Genomic DNA, 20651 nt, shown 5'->3' with positions numbered 1-20651 from the left:
TAGGGCCATCGGTCGCGTCGGGGGCCGTGATGGACACCGCGCGGACGTCTGCAGGGGCTAGCATGCGCGGGTGCCTGACCACGCTGATGTGACGCCGACCACTGCCGGACCCCTCGTGGGTCGTCGTACCGCCCGGGGGCGGGTGATCGCGTGGGCGGCGTGGGACTGGGGGTCGGCGGCGTTCAACGCGGTGGTCACGACGTTCGTGTTCACGGTGTGGTTGACGTCCGACGCGTTCGTCGAGGCGGGTGCGGACGCGGACGCCGTCACGGCGCAGCACACGCAGTGGTTGGGCTGGGGGCTGACGGCGGCGGGTGCGCTGATCGCGGTGCTCGCGCCGGCCCTGGGGGCGCTGGCGGACGCGCAGGGTCGGCGCAAGGTGTGGCTGGGCGTCAACACGGCGGCGACGGTCGCGGCGATGCTGGCGATGTTCGCGGTGTCCCCCACGCCGGGGTCGCGGGCGGACGCGGTGATCCTGGGCGTGGTGCTGCTGTCGGTGGGCAACGTGTTCTTCGAGCTCGCGTCGGTCGCGTACAACGCGCTGCTGCTGGAGATCTCGACGCCGCGCACGATCGGTCGGGTCTCGGGGATCGGGTGGGGCGCGGGGTACGTGGGCGGGATCGTGCTGCTGCTGATCCTGTTCGTGGGGTTCATCGACCCCGACGTCGGGTGGTTCGGCGTCACGGGCGAGGACGGCATGGATATCCGGGTGTCGGTCGTGCTGTCGGCGGTGTGGTTCGCGGTGTTCGCGGTGCCGGTCATGCTCGCGGTGCCCGAGCGCGTGAGCTCCCCCGCGCCGGGCACGCCCGCCGCCTCGGGGTCCCGCCCGGGGGTGCTCGACGCGTACCGGCGCCTGGGTCGGGACGTGGCCCGGCTGTGGCGCACACGCCGCTCGACGCTGTGGTTCCTCGTCGCGAGCGCCGTGTACCGCGACGGCCTGGCCGGGGTGTTCACGTTCGGGGCGGTGATCGCGGCGGGCACGTTCGGGTTCGACGCGGGCGAGGTGATCGTGTTCGCGATCGCGGCGAACCTGGTCGCGGGGGCGTCGACGATCGCGGCGGGCTGGCTCGACGACCGGATCGGTCCGCGCCGGGTCGTGGTCGTGGCCCTGGTGGGCCTCGTGGTCGCGGGGGTCGCGGTGTTCGTGCTGCACGACGGCGGGGCGGGCGCGTTCTGGGTGTGGGGGCTGCTGCTGACGGCGTTCGTGGGGCCCGCGCAGTCGGCGAGCCGTGCGCTGCTGGCACGGTTGAGCGACCCGGGCGCCGAGGCCGAGGCGTTCGGCCTGTACGCGACGACGGGACGCGCGGCGAGCTTCCTGGCGCCGCTGGCGTTCTCGACCGCGATCGCGCTCGGCGGGGCCCAGTACTGGGGGATCCTCGGCATCGTGGCCGTGATCGCCGTCGGCCTGGTGCTGCTGCTCGGCGTGCGCTTTCCGGCGGGCCGGGGCGTGGGCGGACGGCGGGACGTCGCCGTGCCGACGGCCGACGCCCCGCCGGCGCCCGAGGCACCGTGAGCGCGCGGCGCGTCGTGACGCGGTCGCCCGGGGCGGTCGTCGCGCTCGGGGCGGGTCACACGTCGTACACCGACCCGGCCCACGGCCGGGAGGTCGCGCGCGTGCTCGCCGCCTGCCCCGACGTCCGCCTCGTGCTGCCGTGCCAGGACCGGGACGCCGCGTACGCGGTGCTGCGGCGCCGGTGCCTGGAGACCAAGGGCACCACCTGGACGGCGGATGGGCACGACTTCCTCGCCAGGTGGCTCGACGAGCCCCTGACGCGCCAGGTCGCGACCGGGGTCGTGCTCACCGCGGGCAGCACGCCGCAGCACACCGCCCGCGCCGTGGCCGCGTCCCTCGCGCCGTCCGCCGCAGCGCCGACCGTTCAAGGGCTCAGGCGAGAGCGTCCGCGAACCCCGCGGCCTGGCGCGTGAGCTGCTGCCACAGCTCCTCGCGCCGCTCGGCGATCTGCTTGGTCAGCGTGTCCTCGTGGTCGATGAAGTACGTGAGCTTCTCGATCATGGCGTCGGCCATCGTCTCGAGCTGCTGACGCGACATGCCGGTGCGCCGCGGGACCGCGCACAGGAACTCGTCCGAGCCGAAGTAGTCGCGGGGCATCCCCCGCCGCGCCGCCATGCCGACGAACGCCGCAGGCTTGTCGAACGCCAGGAACGGCAGCCACCCGTGCAGGCGCTTGCCGAAGGCGAACCGGCAGTCGGTGTAGCGCGCCCCGAACGAGGGGTGGTCCGCGAGCGCCGCGTTGTAGGTCTGGTGGAACGCCTTGCCGTCGAGGGTGTCGTCGAGCGCGTCGGCGAAGGGGCGGGCGTCGATCTCGATCGGGGGTGCGATGTCGAGCTGGTATCGGTTGAAGTCGCCGGCGGCGTTGACCATGGACCGCACGTCGAGCCCGTGCGCGCGGGCGTGGTCGACGAACCGGCGCAGGGGGTGGTCGGCGGCGTTGTCCGGCGTGAACAGGAACGAGTCGAGGTTGAGCACGACGACGTCGCGGGTGCGGTCGGGCACGTCGAGGAGCCGGTCGGTGAACAGCGAGGCGCAGGGCGCCCACTCGGGTGAGGTGACGGGTCCGATCGAGCGGACGAGCTCGGCCTCCTTGGTGGCGCGCACGACGATGCGGGGTGCGCGTGCGGTCACGCGCCGCACGGCGGGGAGCTCGGCGTCGGACGGCTGCTCGAGCACGCCGGTCGACCACAGGAAGAACTTCTTGGACTCGAAGCGGTCCCACTGCTTGGCGAGCTTGGCGTGCAGGTGCCGTGAGGAGTTGGTCTGGACGAAGAGCCCGCCGGGGCCGATCACGACGTTGTCGGTGGGGGTGTCGCCGCGGCGCAGGTAGGCGGGTTCGCTCACGGCACGGAAGTCGAGGTCGACGAGTCCGTCGAAGAGCCGGGGGGTGACCTCGTGCAGCAGGGCGTCGCCGGCGTTGCCGCGGGTCCCGCACGTGATCCACAGTGCGCGCTTCACGAGGCGACCGCCGCGAGCGGCTCGCTCGTCGCGGGTTCGAGCGCGCGGAGGTTCTCCTCGATCATCACCCGGTAGCTGTCGGCGAACCGGCCGAGGCTGAAGTGTTCGTCGAACACCTGGCGGTTGCGCTCGCCCCAGGCGACCGGGTCGCGGGTCTCGAGCACCCGGCAGGCGTCGTCGAGCGTCTCGTCGGTCACGAACAGCACGTTGGAGTCCTTGTCGACCTCGCGGTTGCCGCCCACGGGCGAGAGCACGAGCGCCTTGCCGGCGCGCATCGCCTCGAGCGTCGCGAGGTCGAAGATCGCGTTGCGGTGCAGCATCACGTAGTGGTCGGCGAGGTCGAGCAGAGCCAGGAGCTTGTCGTGCGTCATGCGCTCCCCCACGAGGCGTGCGTCGAAGCGCCACTTCTTCTGCTTGGCCCGCAGCCGCCCGAAGAGCGCCGGGTCGGACGCGCCGCCGACCGCGACCCACAGCACCTTGCGCCCGGTGAGCCGCACGTAGCGGTCGAGGAGGTCCGGGACCCGGTCGAGGCCCTTGTCGTGGTTGAAGTCGCCGACGCTGACGAACACCTGCACGTCGTCGTCGTCGGGGATGTCGAGCTCACGGCGGATCGCGGCGCGCTGGGCGGCGCGGTCCTGACCCTCGGCGTGGTCGACGGCGGACACGGTGTTGTGCAGCGCCCGGTCGGCGAACGCGATCGCGCCGGGGTCCACGATCCGGGCGGTCGAGCGGTAGGTCTCGAGCGCGCCGAGGCTCGGGAAGTACACCTGCTGCGCGTTCTCGAGCACGACGCGTTCGAGGCGCTGCGCGACGTGCTCCTCGTGCGCGGTGGGGCGTCGCCCGTTGGACCGCATCTCCTGCACGGTGCTGCCCTGCTGGTGGTAGACGAGCACGTAGGGCACGCCGAGCAGGTGGGCGCCGTAGGCCGTCCCGAGGTCGTGGCACACGAACAGCAGGGTGCGCCCCTGGGCGCGCCACCGGGCGACGTCCGGGTCACACTGGACCACCTCGGCGCCCAGGACGATGTCGGCGACCTTGCTGCTCAGGCCCGTGAGCTGGACCTCGAGCCGTGCGGCGAGCTCAGCCTTGCCGCCGTCGTCGAACCGGTACTCGAGCCGGCGACCGTCGAGGTCGTCCCCGAGCGCGAGGCGCTGGGTCGCGAGCACGCCGGCCGGCCCACCAGTCTTGCCGTTCGCGGGGTCGTACTGGCGGTACGCCCACCCAACCACGACGGTGCCGTCGGCATCGTGGTCGGTGGCATCGCGGTCGGTGGCGTCAGGGTCGGTGGCGGACGTCGCGCCGGGCCCGGCCGCGGACGACGCCGGGCCGGGCAGGTCGACGCCGGCGAGCAGCCCGCGCAGGAACTCCCCCTCGCCCGAGACGTCGTGCCGGGTGCCCATGTCCCCGAGCGCGTCGAAGTAGTGCCCGACCTCGTCGGTGCCGTCGACCGTCGAGAACCCGTACACGTCGACGTCGCGCAACGACCCACGGCTCTCGTGCAGCATCCACAGCAGCTGCGCGCCGCTCGTGGGCAGCAGCAGACCCGACCGCGAGCGCAGCGCGGCCTTGGTGCGGGTGTCCACGTGCGCGATCTTCTCGGGCGCGAACTGCGTGTCCCGGTACAGCACCTCGCCGTGCGCGGGCCGCTCGAGCACGTTGCGGAACACGTCCATCTCCCACAGCACGAGCGAGAAGTCCTCGATGCCGGCGCGGTCGCGCACGTCCGGGTGCGCCCCACGAACCCACACGTCGGTGCGGGAGCCGTAGTCCGCCTCGTACCCGCGCGGGAAGTTGTTGAACCGCACCACGAGGTCGTGCGCGTCGATCTCCTCGCCGCGTCCCGAGCCGAGGTTGCCGGGGCCGTTGCCGACGACAGCGACGGAGCCGTGGCGCACGAGCGCACCGACGACGTCGGCATCGCTGTTCGCGGCGAGCACGTCGGCCGCGGCGGCCGCGCGCGCGACCGGGCGCGCGCCGATGCCGAGGTCGCGGGCGAACTGCGCGACGGGCAGGCACAGCGCGAGCGTGTCGGCGTCGTCGCGGCGGCGCATCCACGTGCGCACGATCCGCTCCGCGTGCTCGTGCTCGCCCGCCTCGACGAGCGCGCCCGCGAACACGAGCCACAGCCGGGCCGGGAGCACCGACCACGCGACCGAGTTCTGGCTCATCGACCGGGCCCGCTCGACCAGCGCGGGCGTGGGGCCCTGGTCGCGCCACTCGGCGCGCGTGAGCGCGAGGTCGTCCGACGACCCGCCGGGGCGGCGTGCGGGCCGGCGGCGCTCGCCCGAGAGCCGCTCGGCCAGGACCCGCAGCCGCCACGCAGCCGCGCGCGTCACGGAGATGTCTCTCAGGTTTCGCTTCATCACACCGGTCTTCGTCGTCGTGGACACCCAACCCGTGGAGTAGACCCCACCCGCACGGCCGGGCGATGAACCGCCGGTGAACGGTGTCCTGACCGACGACGAACCCCTGGGCCGTGCCGGACGTCGAGCACGACGGGCGGTGCCGACGGGGGTGCGGACGGGAGCTGCGGCGTCGTGCGGTGGTCGGTGGTCGGTGGTCGGTGGCGCCACCGCACTCGCGTACCGTGGCGCGCAGAGCCTCCCTCGCGGGCCCGGTGGCTGCTGTCGCGATCCGTCTCGGAACCGCCAGGGCCTCGGAGGCACACCTCATGACCCCGCTCACCCTCGGCGTCGTCGCGCACTCGCGCAAGGAGAACGAGCTGCGGCTCGCGCTGCACCCCCGCCACCTCGCCCAGATCCCGGACGACCTGCGGGCCCGCGTGTTCCTCGAGCACGGGTACGGCGAGCGGTTCGGGCTGCGGGACGCGCAGGTCGCGCCGTGGGTCGGCGGGCTGCGCACGCGCGAGCAGCTCCTCGCCGGGTGCGACGTGATCCTGGCACCCAAGCCCCTGGCCGCCGACGTCGCCGAGCTGCGCGAGGGTCAGACGCTGTGGGGGTGGCCGCACTGCGTGCAGGACCCGCAGATCACGCAGCTCGCGATCGACCGCCGGCTCACCCTGATCGCGTTCGAGGCCATGAACCACTGGAGCCGCGACGGGGCGTTCAACCTGCACGTGTTCCACAAGAACAACGAGCTCGCCGGGTACAGCTCGGTGCTGCACGCCATGCAGCTCGCGGGGATCGCCGGGGACTACGGGCCGCGACTGCGCGCCGTCGTGATCGGGTTCGGCGCGACGGCGCGCGGTGCGGTGACCGCGCTGGACGCGCTCGGCGTGCACGACGTCGACGTCCTGACGCACCGGCACGTCGCCGCCGTGGCCGCGCCGATCCACTCGGCCCGGATCGTGCACCTCGACGACGACCACACGGGCGAGCGCGTGAGCCACGCCGTGACGGCCGAGGGTCGGGTGCCGCTGCCCGCGTTCCTCGGCGAGCACGACGTCGTCGTCAACTGCGTGCTGCAGGACGTCGCGGCCCCGCTGACGTTCATGACCGACGACGACCTGGGCGAGCTCTCCCCCGGCACGGTCGTCGTCGACGTGTCGTGCGACGAGGGCATGGGCTTCACGTGGGCGCGACCCACGACGTTCGACGAGCCCACCTTCACCGTCGGCGACGGGGTGCTGTACTACGGCGTCGACCACAGCCCGTCGTACCTGTGGAACTCCGCGACCTGGGAGATCAGCGCGGCGCTGTTGCCGTTCCTCGGCACCGTGATGGGCGGGCGCGAGGCGTGGGAGTCGAACGAGACCATCTCCCGGGCGATCGAGATCCACGACGGCGTCGTGCGCAACCCGGCCGTGCTGGCCTTCCAGGGCCGCGACGCCGCCTACCCGCACACCCCACGGGTGCGCGACGGTGGCGGTGCCCGACCGGCGTAGGCCAGGATGTCGCTGTGACGAGGGCGACGAGACGAGGGCGACGAGACGATGAGCGGCACCGACGTCCCGTGGGGCGACCTCGTGCGCGAGGCGACCTCGTGGCGCACACGCCTGGCGCACGTCTCGTCATCGTGGCCTTTGACCATCCCCCGCATCGGTGCTGACGACGCGGCGATCGCCGCCGCGCAGGCGCGGATCGGGTTCGAGCTCGACGCCCAGCACGAGGCGCTGCTGCGCGAGATCAACGGGTGGCCTGACGCGTTTCTCGAGGGGACCGTGCTGGGCACCGACGAGATCGGCGCCGGCGAACTGTGGGAACGAGCATGGGTGCATCTCGACACCGCGAGCGACTACTTCGACGAGCTCCCCCCGCTCGAAGAACTCGTCCCGATCTGCGTATCCGACGTCGTGTTGGACACCAGCGCGGTCTGGATGAACGGACCCGTCACCGACGGCGGTTTCCCGGTCATCCGCATGACGTCGACCGACAGCGACGAGTTCGAGAACGTGCACGCCTGGTGGCGCGAGTGCGTGCAGACCACCCGGGACCTCGTGGCGCTCGACGTCGAGAAGAACGGCATCACGGAGTGAGCCGCTCGCGATCACGTCGGGGGATCCCCGGGCGCCGCACGGTGCGGCGCCCGGGACCGGTCACGCCTCGAGGAACTCCAGCAGATCGGCCACGAGCGCCTTCTGGTAGTCGCCGACGACGCCGTGGGGTGCGCCCGGGTAGACCTTCAGCGTGCCGAGCCTGACGAGGTCGATGGCTCGGTGCGCGGCCGCCTCGATCGGCACGATCTGGTCGTCGTCGCCGTGCGCGATGAGCACCGGCACGTCGAGCGCGCGCAGGTCGTCCGAGAAGTCGGTCTCGGAGAACGCCTTGACGCAGTCGTACGCGGCCTGCAGCCCGGCGAGCATGCCCTGGCGCCAGAAGTCGTCGCGCTGCCCCTGGGAGATCGCCGCACCCGGGCGGTTCGCCCCGAAGAAGGTCTCCGTGAGGTCCTGGAAGAACTGCGAGCGGTCGGCGAGCACCCCGGCGCGGATGCCGTCGAACACCTCGATCGGGGTGCCCTGGGGGTTCGTGTCGGACCGCACCATGACGGGCGGCACGGCGCCGGCGGTGACGACCTTGCTGACGCGCCCCGCCCCGTGCCGCGCCGCGTACCGCACGACCTCCCCGCCACCGGTCGAGTGCCCGACAACCGTCAGGTCGCGCAGGTCGAGGATCTCGACGAGGTCCGCGAGGTCCGCCGCGTAGGTGTTCATGTCGTTGCCGTGGTGCGTCCGCGCGGAGCGGCCGTGGCCGCGGCGGTCGTGCGCGATCGCCCGGTACCCGTGGTCGGCGAGCACCTTGAGCTCGTACGACCAGGCGTCCGAGCTCAGGGGCCAGCCGTGGCTCATGACGACGGGACGGCCCGTCCCGTAGTCCTGGTAGAAGATCTCGGTCCCGTCCTGGGTGGTGATGTACGGCATCTCGTCAGCTCCTTCGTCGGTGCGCACCGGTGGGGTCACCGGGCGGGGTGGGTCAGGTGGTGCGACCGCGTCGCCCAGGACCTGTCGAGGTCGCCGAGGGCGGCGCGGAGAACCTCGACGACGTCGAGGGGGTGCGTGTGCATCACGAGGTGCGGGCCGTCGAGCTCGACGACGGCGCGCGCCCCGGCCCGTGCGTAGACGTGGCGCTGCAGGGCGGGGCTCACGACCTGGTCGTCGCGCGCGACGACACCCCAGGTCGGGGTCGTCCGCCAGGCGGCCCGGTCGCTGCGCTCGTCGAGGGCCTGCGCCGCGACGGGTCGCTGCGAGACGGCAAGGATCCGGGCGATCTCGAGCTGGAGACCGTCGGCGACGACGTCGGGGAACCGGTCGACGCTCACCGTGAGCGACGTCTGCGTGCCGTGCACGGAGCCGGCCCGCTCCTCGCGCACGAGGTGGTCTCCCAGGCCCGCGTCGTCGAACGTCCCCTCGAGCGAGGTGATGCTCTCGCCCACGTCGAGGGCGTGCCCCGCGACGTAGACCAGGCCGACGACGGCGGCGTGCGTCCCGGCGACCGTGGCCACCGCGCCGCCGTAGCAGTGCCCCACCAGCAGCACGGGCCCGCCGACCCCGTCGATGCACGAGCGGACGGTCGCGGCGTCGGCGGCGAGGCTGCGGTACTCAAGCGCGGGGACGACGACGCGCAACGCCTCGGCCAGGAGCAGCTCGACCACCGGTGCCCACCCGCCGGCGTCGACGAACGCGCCGGGGACGAGCACGATCGTGGGAGCGCTGGGGGCCATAGTCTTCTCCTCGGGCACCGCGGCCCGGCGCCGCGTTCGTAGCCATCCCATCGCGCGGCGAACCTGGGCACCAGGAACTTCGCAGGAGGAGTTCGGTCGCTGCCAGGCCTTCCTGCTGATCGGAGACGTCGTGACGGACACGAGCCTGGGAGCGCTCCTGCGAGCCCACCGCACCGCGCTGGACATGACCCTCGAGTCGCTCGCCGAACGCTCCGGCGTCAGCGACCGGGCGATCGGGGACATCGAGCGCGGCGCCAGCCGGGGCCCGCAGCGCCGGACCGTGGACCTGCTCGCGGACGCGCTCGGCGTCGGCGCCGACGAGCGCGCCGAGCTGCTGCGTCTGGCCCGTGAGGGCCGACGACGCGCGACCGCTCCCCCGTCGCCCGCGCTGCCGCTGCCCCGCGTCGTCACCGACTTCACGGGTCGCGCCGGCGAGCGGAACGCGGTCGCGGCGCTGCTGCGCGGCCCCGCCCCGCGCGCCGTGCTCCTGAGCGGCCCGCCCGGGTTCGGCAAGACGACCCTCGCCGTCCGGGTCGCCGACGACGTCCGCGGCGACTTCGACGAGGTCGCGTTCGTCGACCTGCGCGGGCTGGACGACGAGCCCGTGCACCGGGACGACGTCGCCCGGCGGCTCGTCGAGGCGCTGAGCCCGAGCCCCGTCCCACTGACCTCCCTCGACGCGCTCGAACGGCTCCGGCGGATCCTCGCCTCGCAGAAGGTCCTCGTGGTGCTCGACAACGCCGGTGCCGAGGAGCAGGTACGCGACGTCGTCAGCAGCGACGGGCCCGGGGCCGTGCTCGTGACGAGCCGACGCCGGCTCTCCGGGCTCGAGGGCGTGGACCGCGTCACGATCGACCGGATGACGACGCCCGACGCCGCCGCGCTCCTCGCCCGCCTCGTGGGAACCGCGGACGACGACGCGCTGGCCCGTGTCGTCGAGCTCTGCGGCGCGGTGCCCCTCGCGCTGCGCATCCTCGGGAACCGGCTCGGCACCCGACCGGGGACGACGATCGCGACGCTCACGGCCCGCCTCGCGGTCGAGGACCGGCGGCTCGACTCCCTCGCGGTCGGCGACCTCAGCGTGCGGGCCGCGTTCGGCTCGTCCTTCGAGCAGCTCGGCCCCGACGCGCAACGACTGCTTCGTCGCCTGTCCCTCGTCGCCGCCCCGACCGTCGGCCCCGGCCTCGCCGCCGCGCTGGCCCAGGAGGACCTCTGGCGTACCGAGGAGATCCTCGACGAGCTCGTCGAGCTCGGGCTCCTGCAGCACGTCGCGGGCGACCGGTACCAGCTCCACGACCTGCTCCGGCTGTACGCGTCGCACCGGATGCGGACGCAGGAAGGGCCAGAGGCACGCGCCCGGCTCGAGCACGACGCGGACCGTTGGCTCCTGAGCACGACCATGGCTGCCGGGCGCTGGTTCGAGCCCGACGGGGACGCGTCCGAGCGCGACCCGATGCTGCGGTCCACGACCGAGGCCATGGCCTGGTTGCGGCACGAGTCCGACAGCTGGCTCGCCGCGTTCCGGCGCGCCGCAGAACGCGGCGACCACCGAACCGTGGTCGACGTCGCCGACTCGCTGCACTGGTTCTCGGACCTGTGGTCCGTGTGGCGGGCCTGGCCCGAGATCTACCGCACCTCGGCCGACGCCGCGGCCGCCCTCGCGGACGACGTGCTCGTCGCGACGCACCAGGGATACCTGGCATGGGCGCGGATGGAGTGCCTCGACGACGCGGCGGGCGCGCGCGAGGCCTGCGACGTCGGCCTCGCGGCCGCCCGGCGCTGCGGCGACGCCCGCCAGGAGGGCTGGGCGCTGCTCTACCGCGCCTGGATCGGCAAGCGACGGCGCGAGTCGCTCGACGACTCCGTCGCGGACGGGCTCCGCGCGGCCGAGATCTTCCGCGCGGTCGGCGAACGCGAGGGACTCCCGCAGGCGCTCCTCCTCGTCGCGGACTGCCAGGCCCAGCTCGGCAGCCCGGACGCCGCGGTCGAGGTCGTGCGCTCCGTCATCGACGCGCTCGCCGACCCGCTGACCCGGCCACGCGCCGAGGTCGCCAGGTTCACCGAGGCGAACGCGCAGGTCTACCTCGCCAAGAACCTGCTCGCCACGGGCCGGTGGACCGAGGTCGAGGACGCTGCGACGCTCGCGGTCGACCTGACCGTCCCGCTCGGCGTACCCCGACTCACGGCCAACGCGTACCTGCTGCGCGGGCGGGCCCGAGCGCAGCTCGGTCGACACGTAGAAGGTGTCGCCGACCTCAGGGCGGCTCTCGGGCTGCGCGAGGAGATGGACGACGAGCCCGGGGCCCTCAACGTCCGCCAGGCGATCGACCGTGCCACCGCGGCGCTCGACGCCACATCACACTGAGACGACGGTCCGTCGGCCGCCACGGGCCTGCCCACGTGGGCCGCACGAACTCGCTGCCGGCGTCGTCCGCGTCGATCGCCATCGTTCAGGCAGGCGACGACGACTTCCGAGTCCACACCATGTTTGAGGACGCCAACAACCCGACCCAGGGGCTAGGTCTTCTCAATCGCTCGCTGCCTCGTCAGTGCCACGACCACGGCGACGACGAAAGCGACTCCACTGACGAGGAGCACGAGAAGCGCGGCCCCCTGCCACTGAGCACCGGCAGGGAGTTCTGCACCCGCGTCATCCGCATCGATCGCGACGCCCCATGCCCACCACAGATAGCCAGCTGAAACGCCGCCGGCGATCGCGGACGAGACCACGAGCCAGTGGCTGCTCACCGATGCGGAACCCGACCGCGCAAACACCGTGACCATCACGGCAAGAACGCCGATGAATGCGACGAACAGCAGCTGCCCGAGCAGAAGGCCCGCCACGCCGAGAATACTCACGAGCAACCAGGCGACCAGCGCCCTAGGAGCCCCTTGCTCCCCGGTGAACGTGCCTTGGACTGATCGCCCACGAAGTCGGACGCTCGCACGAACAGCGCTGCGTGCGACCTCACGCGAGTCGAGTCCTTCGCGTTCCGCATGCTGTGCGTTGAAGTACCACTCAGGCACGTAGCGATCCCTCGCCTGCGGCGGTGCAACCCGCTCCGCGCGGCGCAGAAGGCGTTCCACCTGTGCGGGGAGGCTCGTCGTTCCCTGGTTCATCGGCATCCATCCGTCGTCTTCTTGCGAGCCCACTCGTGGCCCGTCGCTGTCAGTTGGTACAGGCGTCGCGGCGGGCCGGGCCTGTCTCCGTCGAGGTCCCATCGGGACTCCACTAGACGCTCACGCTCCAGTCGTTCGAGCAAGGGGTAGACAGTGCCAGTCGGTCGGCCGGTCAGAACGGAGATTCGCAGCCCCCACAAGCCATCGGTTGACTCAAGCAACGCCTTGAGCACGTCGCACAATGCAGGTGTGCTCCGAAGGTAAGTGCCCATGCTCGAACTCTATATATCTCGCTCACGTTTCCCAACGCCGACCGCGCCGTGCGCAGTCCCGAACAACGCTGTTCTGGGTGAGCGCCTGATCGCCGCGTTCAACGACGCACCTGACGCGGCGCACGGCCCTGGCCGAACACGGCCTGATCGCCGCTCGGACCTCGACCTGGGTCGCCCCGGCGCGTGTGCGAGCGTGTTTGTCTTGGCCGTTGCCTCCCTCTGCCCCATCGCCGAGGGAGAACGTCCTGAGCGCGATGGCAATGCTGGCGAATGAGCGCACTTGTCGTGCGTCAGACCTCGTGCGGTGAGGTCACCGTCGCCGAGGCCGCCCGCCGGGCGAAGGTGTCCGAGCAGTCGGTCGGGAACTGGAAGCGGGCGTTCCTCGAGGCCGGCAATACGGGTCTGGCTGCTGGCGAGTCGGGCCCGTCGACCCGGCGCTGCGCGCTCCAGGGCACACCCCGGGCTAGGTTGTTCATCGTGACTGCACCGATGAACGGCTGGGCCGTGGACCCCTGCCTCGGCGCCCCGTTCGAGGCCCGCCCACTCGGCGACGCGACCCTCGTGCGCTCGACGGCGTCGCCCCCGGCGCCCCGCGGCGTCGTCCTGCACCTGCACGGCTACAACGACTACTTCTTCCAGGACCACCTGGCCCGCGCGGTCGAGGCGGCGGGGTTCGCGTTCTTCGCGGTCGACCTGCGACGCTGCGGCCGGTCGCTGCGCGAGGGCGACGTCCCGCACTACATGACCGACCTGCTCGACCAGGCGGGCGACCTGTCGCGCGCGGCCCGCGCGGTGCGCACCGCGCACCCGGGGCTGCCGCTCGTGCTGCACGCCCACTCGACGGGCGGCCTGCTCGCGGCGCTGTGGGCCCACGCGCACCGCAACCACGGCACGATCGACGCCCTGGTCCTCAACAGCCCGTTCCTCGACCTGCGCTCGTCGTGGCTCAACCGCACGGTCGGGACGCGGATCCTCGACGTCGTCGGCCCGTGGTCCCCGCTCGCCGTGGTCGGCAGCGGCCCCTCGGTCTACGCCACGCACCAGCTCGCGGCCAACGGCGGCCGCTGGGAGTTCGACACGCACCTCAAGCGGCCCGAGGGCGTGCCGATCCGGGCGGGCTGGCTGCGCGCCGTCCGACGCGGTCAGGCGCGCGTCGCGCGGGGACTCGAGATCGGCGTCCCCGTGCTCGTCGCGCACTCGGACAGCTCAGGGTCGGACGTCGAGACGAACCCGCACCTGGACGCGCAGGACACCGTGCTCGACGTCGCCCAGATCGCCCGGCTCGCACCCCGGCTCGGCGCCGACGTGAGCACCGCGGTGATCGACGGCGGCGTGCACGACCTCGTGCTGTCGGCCGACGGCCCGCGCGCCGCGTACCTCGACGGCACCGTCGCATGGCTCGACCGCGCGCTCGGCGGTCGCGCGTGAACGGGCCGACGCACCCCTACTTCCGGACGCCGGGCGGTGTGGTCGCGCTCGCGCACCGCGGGTTCTCCCGCGACGGCCTGGAGAACTCGATGGCCGCGTTCGCTGCGGCCGTCGAGCTCGGGTTCACGCACGTCGAGACCGACGCGCACGGGACGGCGGACGGCGTCGCGGTCGCGCTGCACGACGCCGCGCTGGACCGCACGACCGACGCGACCGGACTCGTCGCCGACCTCCCCTGGGCGCAGGTGCGCACCGCGCGCATCGGCGGCGTCGAGCCCGTCCCGCTGCTCGAGGACGTGCTCGGTACGTGGCCGCACGTGCGGGTCAACGTCGACGTCAAGGCGACCAGCGGGATCCGCCCGGTCGCCGACGCGATCGAGCGCACGCGCGCGCACGAGCGCGCGTGCGTGACGTCGTTCTCCCCGGCCCGCCGACGCGCGACGCTCGCGCTGCTGACCAGGCCCGTCGCGACGTCGTCCGGCACCTCGGAGGTCGCGGCGTTCCTGCTCGCCGCACGGGCCGGCGCCCCGCACGCCCCCTTCGGGGCCCTCGCGCGGCACGCGCTGCGCCGCGTGGACGCGCTGCAGGTGCCCGAACGTCACGGGCGGGTGCGGGTCGTGGACGCGCGGACCGTCGCCGCGGCGCACGCGGCCGGCCGCGCGGTGCACGTGTGGACCGTCAACGACCCGGCCGACATGCACCGGCTGCTCGACCTCGGGGTCGACGGGATCGTCACGGACCGCGCCGACCTGCTGCGCGACGTGCTCGTCGCGCGCGGCCGGTGGACCTGAGTCAGAGCGAGATCGGCGCCCGACCGGTCGGGGCGTCGGCGGCGATCTCCGCGTAGGCGGCCGCGAGCAGCGTCGGGTCCGGTCCCTCGAGACGCGTCGGCGCACCGACGCGGTCGAGCACCACGAACCGCAGCATGTCGCCGCGCGACTTCTTGTCGCGCCGCATCGCGCTCATGAGCTGCTCCCAGCGGTCCCCGCGGTACGTCACGGGCAGGCCGAGCGACGTGAGGATCTCCCGGTGCCGGTCGACCACCGCGTCGTCGAGCTTGCCCGCGAGCCGCGACAGCTCGGCCGCGAAGACCATCCCGACCGAGACCGCCGCGCCGTGCCGCCACGCGTAGCGCTCCGCGAGCTCGATCGCGTGCCCGAGGGTGTGCCCGTAGTTGAGGATCTCGCGCAGCCCGGCCTCCTTGAGGTCCTCCCCCACGACGCGCGCCTTGACCGCGACCGAGCGTTCGATCAGCTCCGCGAGCGCGTCCCACGTCTGCGGTGCGGCGTCGGCGCCCGCCCACTCGTGGAACGCGGGCGCGTGCTTCGTCACGAGGTCGAGGATCACGGGGTCGGCGATGAACCCGGTCTTGACGACCTCCGCCATGCCCGCGACGAGGTCCCAACGCGGCAGCGTCTCGAGCGCCGCGAGGTCGCACAGCACGCCCGCGGGCGGGTGGAACGCGCCCACCAGGTTCTTGCCCTCGGCGGTGTTGATCCCCGTCTTGCCGCCCACCGCGGCGTCGACCATCGCGAGCAGCGTCGTGGGCACGTGCACGACCTTGATGCCGCGCAGCCACGTCGCGGCCACGAACCCCGCGAGGTCCGTCGTCGCGCCGCCGCCGACCGCGACGATCGCGTCCGAGCGCGTGAAGTCGGCCTGCCCGAGCACGCCCCACAGGAAGCCCGCGACCTGCGCGGTCTTCGACTCCTCGGCGTCCGGCACCTCGGCCGCGAAGGCCGTGTAGCCGACGCTCTTGAGGTCCTCCTGGATCGCGTCGGCCGTCGCCGACAGCGACGCGGGGTGGATCACGAGCACGCGCCGCACGTCGCGGCCGAGCAGGCCCGGCAGCTCGCCGAGCAGGTGCCGGCCGATGACGACGTCGTACGGGGCCGCGCCCGCGACGGTGACCCGCACGGGGGCCGGGGTGTTCGTCGTCGTCTCGCTCACTGGTGCTCCGTCCGTCCGTGCTCGTGGGTGTCGTTCGTCTGCGCCTCGAGGCCGTGCGCGACCTGCTCGACGACCTGCGCGGGCGTGCACGCGTCGGTGAGCACCCGCAGCGTCGCGAGCCGCTCGTAGATCGGGCGCCGCGCCTGCATGAGGGCCTGCCACTGAGCGCGCGGGTTGCCGAGCAGCAGCGGCCGGGCCTGGTTGAACCCGACGCGCGGGCCCGCGTGCGCGAGCGTCACGTCGAGGAAGACCACGGCGCCGCCGTCGCGCGCGTAGGCCTCCAGGGCCGCCTGCGTGCTCTCGTCGAGCACCGCCCCGCCGCCGAGCGACAGCACGCCGTCGTGGTCCGCGAGCGCCGCGGCGACGGCGTCGCGCTCCATGGCCCGGAACGCGGGCTCGCCGTCGTCGACGAAGATCTCGGCGATGGGCTTGCCCGCCGTGGTCTCCACGTCGGTGTCGGTGTCGCGGTGCGCGAGGTCCCAATACCGGGCGAGGCCCTGGGCGACGGTCGTCTTGCCCGATCCGGGTGGGCCGACGAGGACGACGCGGGGGGCCGTACGTGCGTCCACGTCAGCGCTGCAGCTCGGGGATCGCGGCGAGGTAGGCCTCGGCGTTGCGCCGGACCTCGCCGACGGAGTCGCCGCCGAACTTCTCGACCGCGGCCTGCGCGATCACGAGGGCGACCATGGCCTCGGCGACGACGGCGGCAGGCGGCACGGCGCACACGTCGGAGCGCTGGTGCTGGGCCTTGGCCACGTCGCCCGAGGCGGTGTCGATGGTGCGCAGCGCACGCGGGACGGTCGAGATGGGCTTCATGGCGGCGCGCACGCGCAGCACCTCGCCGTTGGTCATGCCGCCCTCGACGCCGCCGGCGCGGTTGGACAGGCGGCGGATCGTGCCGTCCTCGCGGACCATCTCGTCGTGCGCCTGCGAGCCGCGGCGCCGGGCGGTGCGGAACCCGTCGCCGACCTCGACGCCCTTGATCGCCTGGATGCCCATGAGCTCGCCCGCGAGGCGTGCGTCGAGGCGGCGGTCGGCGTGCACGTAGGAGCCGAGGCCGGTGGGGACGCCGTAGGCGAGGACCTCGACGACGCCGCCGAGGGTGTCGCCGTCCTTGTGGCACTCGTCGATCTCGGCGACCATCGCCGCGGACGTCTCGGCGTGGAAGCAGCGCACGGGGTCGGCGTCGAGCGCGGCGACGTCGTCCGCGGTGGGCAGGTCGGCGTCCTCGGGCACCTCGACGGGGCCGATCGCCACGACGTGCGCGACGAGCCGGATCCCGAGGGCCTGCTCGAGGAACATCGCGGCGGCGGTCCCGAGCGCGACGCGCGTCGCGGTCTCGCGGGCCGAGGCCCGCTCGAGCACGGGGCGGGCGTCGTCGAACGCGTACTTGCGCATGCCGACGAGGTCGGCGTGGCCGGGGCGGGGGCGCGTCAGGGGCCGGTTGCGTGCGATCTCGCGGACGTCGCCCGTGCCGGCGTCGACCTGGAGCGCCTCGACGGGCACCGGGTCGGCCGACATGACGTCGACCCACTTGGGCCACTCGGTGTTGGCGATCTCGATCGCGAGCGGTCCGCCCTGGGTGAGCCCGTGGCGCAGGCCGCCGAGCACGCGCACCTCGTCCTTCTCGAACTTCATGCGTGCGCCGCGGCCGTAGCCGAGGCGGCGACGCGCGAGCGCGTCCTGGACGTCGGACGTCACGAGCTCGACGCCGGCGGGGAGACCCTCGAGGATCCCGACCAGCGACGGACCGTGCGACTCACCTGAGGTCAACCACCGAAGCATGGTCGTCATCCTCCCACGCCGGGCCCGGGCGGCGGTGCGCCGCCCGGAGTGCGGACGGGCGCGCGGCCGGCCCGCCGGCGCCCAGGACCGGCGGCCCTGTGGACGGCCGCGGACGCCGCCGGGTACGTCCCGCTACGGTCGCCGGGTGAGCGCCACCGCCGTCGTCCGCCGTACCCGCGCCCGTGCCCGCGCCGAGATCGCCCCGTACCGCGTCCCGGCGCTCACGCTCGGGGGTGTGCTCGCCCTGGCGTGCGGGCTGTGGTGCGCGGGCCAGGGCCGGTGGGCCGAGCTCCCCGCGCTCGTCACGGCGGCCGGCGCGCTGGGCGTGCTGGTGGTCGTCGACGCGCGCACGCACCGCCTGCCCGACGCGATCGTGCTGCCGGCGCTCGTGGCGACCGTGGTGCTGCTCGCGCTCGCGACGGTCGGGACCGCCCTGGTCATCGGCACGACGGTCGAGGGCACTGCGGTCGGGACGGGCACGGCGGTCGGGTCCGGCTCGGACCCGTGGCGCCCGTTCGTCCGCGCCCTGGCGGCCGGCGGGGTGCTGTTCTCGGCGTACCTGCTGCTCGCGCTCGCGGGGCCGCGCGGCGGGCTCGGGTTCGGTGACGTCAAGCTCGCCGCTCTGCTCGGCGTGGCGCTGGGCTGGCTCGGGTGGGGTCCGGTCGTGGTCGCGACGTTCGCGGCGTTCGCCGTCGGCGGCGTGTGGGCCGTGGCGCTGCTCGTGACCGGCCGCGCGACGCGCAGCAGCGCGATCCCGTTCGGCCCGTGCATGGTCGCCGGGGCGGTCCTCGGGGCCGCGTGCGCGGGCGTGCCGGTCGCCGCGCTCGTGTGACCCGTCAGCGGGCGGCGAGCGCCGTCTCGAGGGCGGTGTCCATCGCGGCGAGCGGCGCGGCGCGTCCCGTCATGAGGCGCACCTGCTCGGCCGCCTGGTGCAGCAGCATGCGTTCGCCGCCGACGACCGTCCCGCCGCACTCCTGCCAGGCCCGGCTCAGCGCCGTCGGCCGGGGGTCGTACACGACGTCGAGCAGGACGCCGAGGGCCAGCTCACGCCCCGCTGCGCGTGCCGCCAGAAGATCGTCCGCGAGCGGGTCCGCGGCGTGCTTGGGCATCGTGGAGACGACGACGTCGGCCGCCAGCATCCGTTCGAGCGCGTGGTCGAGCCGCTCGACCTGGGGCGCGGTGCCCATGCGGTGGGCCGCGGCGCGCAGCTCACCCGTGCGCGCGAGCGAGCGCACGAGCACGTGGGGCGCCGTGCAGCCGAGCTCGCCGAGCGCCGCGAGGGTCGACGCGGCGGTCGCCCCGGCCCCGAGCACCACGGCGGAGCCGACCTCGGGTCGCTCGGCGCCGGCCCCCGAGCGGCCCGGCCGCGCATCCGCGCCACGGTGCACCAAGCCTTCGCGCAGCGCGGCGACCAGCCCGTGCACGTCGGTGTTCGTGCCGACCTTCGTGCGGGCCGACGGCACGAGCGTGTTGACGGCACCGACGACCTGCGCGAGCGGGTCGACCGCGTCGAGCAACGGGATCACGGCCTGCTTGAGCGGCATCGTGAGGCTCAGCCCGGCCCACGAGTCGTCCATCGCGGCGACGAACGCGGGCAGCTCGTCCTCGGTCACGTCGATCGCGGTGTACGACCAGTCGTCGAGGCCGAGCGCCGCGTACGCGGCGCCGTGCAGCAGCGGCGAGAGCGAGTGCGCGACCGGGTGCCCGAGGACCGCGGCCCGCCGGGTCGGGGTGATGGGCATCAGCGGTTCTCGGCGAGCCACGCGTTGAGCTCGCGCTTGTACGCGCCGAACTCGTCGTAGTCGTCGGTGAACTTCGTCTCGCCGGTGTCGAGGTTCACGGTCACGTACCAGAGCCACGGCCCATCGGTCGGGTTGAGGGCGGCCGCGATGGCTTCCGCGCCGGGACTTCCGATCGGCGTCGGCGGCAGACCGGCGACCACGCGTGACGCGTACGGGAAGGACGTGTCGTTGAACTCGGACTTCGTGATCTGGTCAGCAGGCTTCTTGCGGCCGTACGAGTCGATCGCGTCGAGGCCCAGGGGTTCGCCGCGCTCGAGCCGGTTCTCGATGACGCGCGCGATCTTGCCGTACTGCTCCGGGTTCACGCCCTCGCGCTCGACGAGCGACGCCTTGGTGATGATCTCGTGGAACTCGGCCTCGGGGACGCCGACCTCCGCGAGCGCCGCCTTCGTCTGCTGGACCATCGGCGCGATCACCTCGGTCGCGGTGACGCCGGGCTCGAACGTGTAGGTCGCGGGGAACAGCCAGCCCTCGTACGACCCCTCGGCCTCGGCCGGGAGCCCCGTGGCCGCCGTGTCCTGCATGGCCGCGGCGAAGTCCTCCTGCGAGATCCCGGTGACCTTGACGGCGCGCGCCAGGACCTGGTCGACCGTGAAGCCCTCGGGCACGGCGATCGTCAGGTCGACGCGGTGCTCGTTGCCCGCGAGACGCGCGACCGCGTCCTTCGCCGACATCTCCGCGAGCATCTCGTGCGTGCCCGGCTGGATCTGCGCCGCCTGCGGGTTCGCGGTGAACGCCTCGACGAACGCCTCGCTGCTCGCGACCACGCCGGCGTCGACGAGCGTGGCGGCCATCGCGGAGCCCGTGGCGCCGCTCGCGATCTGCACCGCGACGGGGTCCCCGCCGGGGCCCGGGTAGTCGGCCGCGGCCGACGGGCGCAGCTCGTCGACGAGCCCCATGACCTTGTCCTTCGCGATCCAGCCGACGCCCGCGAGGAGCACCACGATCACGGTCATCGTCAGCAGGGTGCGGCGACGACGGCGCGCGCGGCGCCGCTTCGCGCGGCGCTCGCGCTGGGCCTGCGACCGCGACGGGGCCTGGACCGGCTCACGCTCGATCGTCGATGTGCCTGCGAACAGATCGCTCACGAGCGGGGTCCTCCTGCTGGTCGTCGCAACGTCGCGCGCCGGGGGCGCCGTCCACCGACCACGCTATCGCGCGGGCCGGCTACCACCGCACACCCGGGTGCGCGCGCCGAGGAGCGGG

19 protein-coding genes are annotated in these 20651 nt (G+C 73.6%); 8 read left to right on the top strand and 11 right to left on the bottom strand.

Annotation, left to right across the window (positions count from 1 at the left end; all coding sequences use genetic code 11):
* The first annotated feature begins 70 nt into the window (after positions 1 to 70).
* On the top strand, positions 71 to 1513 hold the full coding sequence (locus CLV28_RS08435) for an MFS transporter (protein WP_239073194.1): 1443 nt from the start codon (positions 71 to 73) through the stop codon (positions 1511 to 1513).
* Positions 1510 to 1926, top strand: a complete 417-nt coding sequence (locus CLV28_RS08430) for a hypothetical protein (protein ID WP_100422838.1) — start codon at positions 1510 to 1512, stop codon at positions 1924 to 1926. The genes CLV28_RS08435 and CLV28_RS08430 overlap by 4 nt, the downstream gene beginning before the upstream one ends.
* Here the strand turns inward: CLV28_RS08430 and CLV28_RS08425 are convergent.
* On the bottom strand, positions 1886 to 2971 hold the full coding sequence (locus CLV28_RS08425) for a glycosyltransferase family protein (RefSeq protein ID WP_100422837.1): 1086 nt from the start codon (positions 2969 to 2971) through the stop codon (positions 1886 to 1888). The genes CLV28_RS08430 and CLV28_RS08425 overlap by 41 nt on opposite strands.
* Positions 2968 to 5334 (bottom strand): glycosyltransferase family 29 protein, encoded by a 2367-nt coding sequence (locus tag CLV28_RS08420; RefSeq protein ID WP_100422836.1) that lies wholly within the window; start codon positions 5332 to 5334, stop codon positions 2968 to 2970. The genes CLV28_RS08425 and CLV28_RS08420 overlap by 4 nt, the downstream gene beginning before the upstream one ends.
* A gap of 308 nt (positions 5335 to 5642) precedes the next feature.
* Here CLV28_RS08420 and CLV28_RS08415 point away from each other — a divergent pair, with 308 nt between their 5' ends.
* Both CLV28_RS08415 and CLV28_RS08410 read left to right on the top strand, forming a co-directional pair.
* Positions 5643 to 6815, top strand: coding sequence for a N(5)-(carboxyethyl)ornithine synthase (locus tag CLV28_RS08415; RefSeq protein ID WP_100422835.1), 1173 nt, complete (start codon positions 5643 to 5645; stop codon positions 6813 to 6815).
* Positions 6816 to 6863: 48 nt separating this feature from the next.
* Entirely contained in the window at positions 6864 to 7406 is a 543-nt protein-coding gene (locus tag CLV28_RS08410) for a hypothetical protein (protein ID WP_100422834.1), read from the top strand.
* Positions 7407 to 7466: 60 nt separating this feature from the next.
* Here CLV28_RS08410 and CLV28_RS08405 read toward each other — a convergent pair whose 3' ends face one another.
* A complete protein-coding gene (locus CLV28_RS08405; RefSeq protein ID WP_100422833.1) occupies positions 7467 to 8288 on the bottom strand; it encodes an alpha/beta fold hydrolase in 822 nt (273 codons plus the stop codon).
* A gap of 35 nt (positions 8289 to 8323) precedes the next feature.
* Positions 8324 to 9088 carry an alpha/beta fold hydrolase gene (locus CLV28_RS08400; RefSeq protein WP_100422832.1) on the bottom strand — a complete coding sequence of 255 codons (765 nt, stop codon included), beginning with the start codon at positions 9086 to 9088 and terminating at the stop codon, positions 8324 to 8326.
* 130 nt (positions 9089 to 9218) lie between these two features.
* Here CLV28_RS08400 and CLV28_RS08395 point away from each other — a divergent pair, with 130 nt between their 5' ends.
* Positions 9219 to 11453 (top strand): ATP-binding protein, encoded by a 2235-nt coding sequence (locus CLV28_RS08395; RefSeq protein WP_100422831.1) that lies wholly within the window; start codon positions 9219 to 9221, stop codon positions 11451 to 11453.
* Positions 11454 to 11605: 152 nt separating this feature from the next.
* Here CLV28_RS08395 and CLV28_RS15505 read toward each other — a convergent pair whose 3' ends face one another.
* Positions 11606 to 12214, bottom strand: a complete 609-nt coding sequence (locus CLV28_RS15505) for a hypothetical protein (protein ID WP_157802569.1) — start codon at positions 12212 to 12214, stop codon at positions 11606 to 11608.
* On the bottom strand, positions 12205 to 12480 hold the full coding sequence (locus tag CLV28_RS16315) for a helix-turn-helix transcriptional regulator (protein WP_100422829.1): 276 nt from the start codon (positions 12478 to 12480) through the stop codon (positions 12205 to 12207). The genes CLV28_RS15505 and CLV28_RS16315 overlap by 10 nt, the downstream gene beginning before the upstream one ends.
* Before the next feature lie 270 nt (positions 12481 to 12750).
* Between CLV28_RS16315 and CLV28_RS08380 the strand changes: the two genes are divergently transcribed.
* Together CLV28_RS08380 and CLV28_RS08375 are read left to right on the top strand one after the other, a co-directional pair.
* Positions 12751 to 13908, top strand: coding sequence for an alpha/beta fold hydrolase (locus CLV28_RS08380; RefSeq protein WP_239073193.1), 1158 nt, complete (start codon positions 12751 to 12753; stop codon positions 13906 to 13908).
* On the top strand, positions 13875 to 14699 hold the full coding sequence (locus CLV28_RS08375) for a glycerophosphodiester phosphodiesterase family protein (RefSeq protein ID WP_100422827.1): 825 nt from the start codon (positions 13875 to 13877) through the stop codon (positions 14697 to 14699). The genes CLV28_RS08380 and CLV28_RS08375 overlap by 34 nt, the downstream gene beginning before the upstream one ends.
* Position 14700: 1 nt before the next feature.
* On the opposite strand, the gene aroB is transcribed toward CLV28_RS08375, so the two are convergent.
* From aroB to aroC, 3 genes are read right to left on the bottom strand one after another with little or no spacing between them, the layout of a single operon-like run.
* Positions 14701 to 15858, bottom strand: a complete 1158-nt coding sequence (gene aroB, locus CLV28_RS08370; protein ID WP_170062646.1) for a 3-dehydroquinate synthase — start codon at positions 15856 to 15858, stop codon at positions 14701 to 14703.
* On the bottom strand, positions 15855 to 16427 hold the full coding sequence (locus CLV28_RS08365; protein ID WP_100422826.1) for a shikimate kinase: 573 nt from the start codon (positions 16425 to 16427) through the stop codon (positions 15855 to 15857). The genes aroB and CLV28_RS08365 overlap by 4 nt, the downstream gene beginning before the upstream one ends.
* A 1-nt stretch (position 16428) precedes the next feature.
* Positions 16429 to 17643 (bottom strand): chorismate synthase, encoded by a 1215-nt coding sequence (aroC, locus tag CLV28_RS08360; RefSeq protein WP_100422825.1) that lies wholly within the window; start codon positions 17641 to 17643, stop codon positions 16429 to 16431.
* Between the two features lie 145 nt (positions 17644 to 17788).
* Here aroC and CLV28_RS08355 point away from each other — a divergent pair, with 145 nt between their 5' ends.
* Complete coding sequence (locus CLV28_RS08355) at positions 17789 to 18475, top strand: prepilin peptidase (protein WP_239073191.1); 687 nt, start codon at positions 17789 to 17791, stop codon at positions 18473 to 18475.
* 4 nt (positions 18476 to 18479) lie between these two features.
* Here CLV28_RS08355 and CLV28_RS08350 read toward each other — a convergent pair whose 3' ends face one another.
* Both CLV28_RS08350 and mltG read right to left on the bottom strand, forming a co-directional pair.
* A complete protein-coding gene (locus CLV28_RS08350) occupies positions 18480 to 19385 on the bottom strand; it encodes a shikimate dehydrogenase (protein WP_100422823.1) in 906 nt (301 codons plus the stop codon).
* Positions 19385 to 20533, bottom strand: coding sequence for an endolytic transglycosylase MltG (mltG, locus tag CLV28_RS08345; RefSeq protein WP_239073190.1), 1149 nt, complete (start codon positions 20531 to 20533; stop codon positions 19385 to 19387). Before mltG ends, CLV28_RS08350 begins: the two co-directional genes overlap by 1 nt.
* Between the last annotated feature and the right edge of the window lie 118 nt (positions 20534 to 20651).

The organism is Sediminihabitans luteus (genome assembly GCF_002797595.1).
Classification (GTDB): Bacteria; Actinomycetota; Actinomycetes; order Actinomycetales; family Cellulomonadaceae; genus Paraoerskovia; species Paraoerskovia lutea.
The sequence above is the reverse complement of the archived record's forward strand: the minus strand, read 5'-3'. Positions and strand labels throughout refer to the sequence as shown.

What these genes read in the sequence shown, in the direction of transcription:
- CLV28_RS08420 (WP_100422836.1), bottom strand. Translation starts at nt 5,334, where the DNA reads ATGAAGCGAAACCTGAGAGACATCTCCGTGACGCGCGCGGCTGCGTGG.
- CLV28_RS08415 (WP_100422835.1), top strand. Translation starts at nt 5,643, where the DNA reads ATGACCCCGCTCACCCTCGGCGTCGTCGCGCACTCGCGCAAGGAGAAC.
- CLV28_RS08410 (WP_100422834.1), top strand. Translation starts at nt 6,864, where the DNA reads ATGAGCGGCACCGACGTCCCGTGGGGCGACCTCGTGCGCGAGGCGACC.
- CLV28_RS08405 (WP_100422833.1), bottom strand. Translation starts at nt 8,288, where the DNA reads ATGCCGTACATCACCACCCAGGACGGGACCGAGATCTTCTACCAGGAC.
- CLV28_RS08400 (WP_100422832.1), bottom strand. Translation starts at nt 9,088, where the DNA reads ATGGCCCCCAGCGCTCCCACGATCGTGCTCGTCCCCGGCGCGTTCGTC.
- CLV28_RS15505 (WP_157802569.1), bottom strand. Translation starts at nt 12,214, where the DNA reads ATGCCGATGAACCAGGGAACGACGAGCCTCCCCGCACAGGTGGAACGC.
- CLV28_RS16315 (WP_100422829.1), bottom strand. Translation starts at nt 12,480, where the DNA reads ATGGGCACTTACCTTCGGAGCACACCTGCATTGTGCGACGTGCTCAAG.
- CLV28_RS08380 (WP_239073193.1), top strand. Translation starts at nt 12,751, where the DNA reads ATGAGCGCACTTGTCGTGCGTCAGACCTCGTGCGGTGAGGTCACCGTC.
- CLV28_RS08375 (WP_100422827.1), top strand. Translation starts at nt 13,875, where the DNA reads ATGGCTCGACCGCGCGCTCGGCGGTCGCGCGTGAACGGGCCGACGCAC.
- aroC (WP_100422825.1), bottom strand. Translation starts at nt 17,643, where the DNA reads ATGCTTCGGTGGTTGACCTCAGGTGAGTCGCACGGTCCGTCGCTGGTC.
- CLV28_RS08350 (WP_100422823.1), bottom strand. Translation starts at nt 19,385, where the DNA reads ATGCCCATCACCCCGACCCGGCGGGCCGCGGTCCTCGGGCACCCGGTC.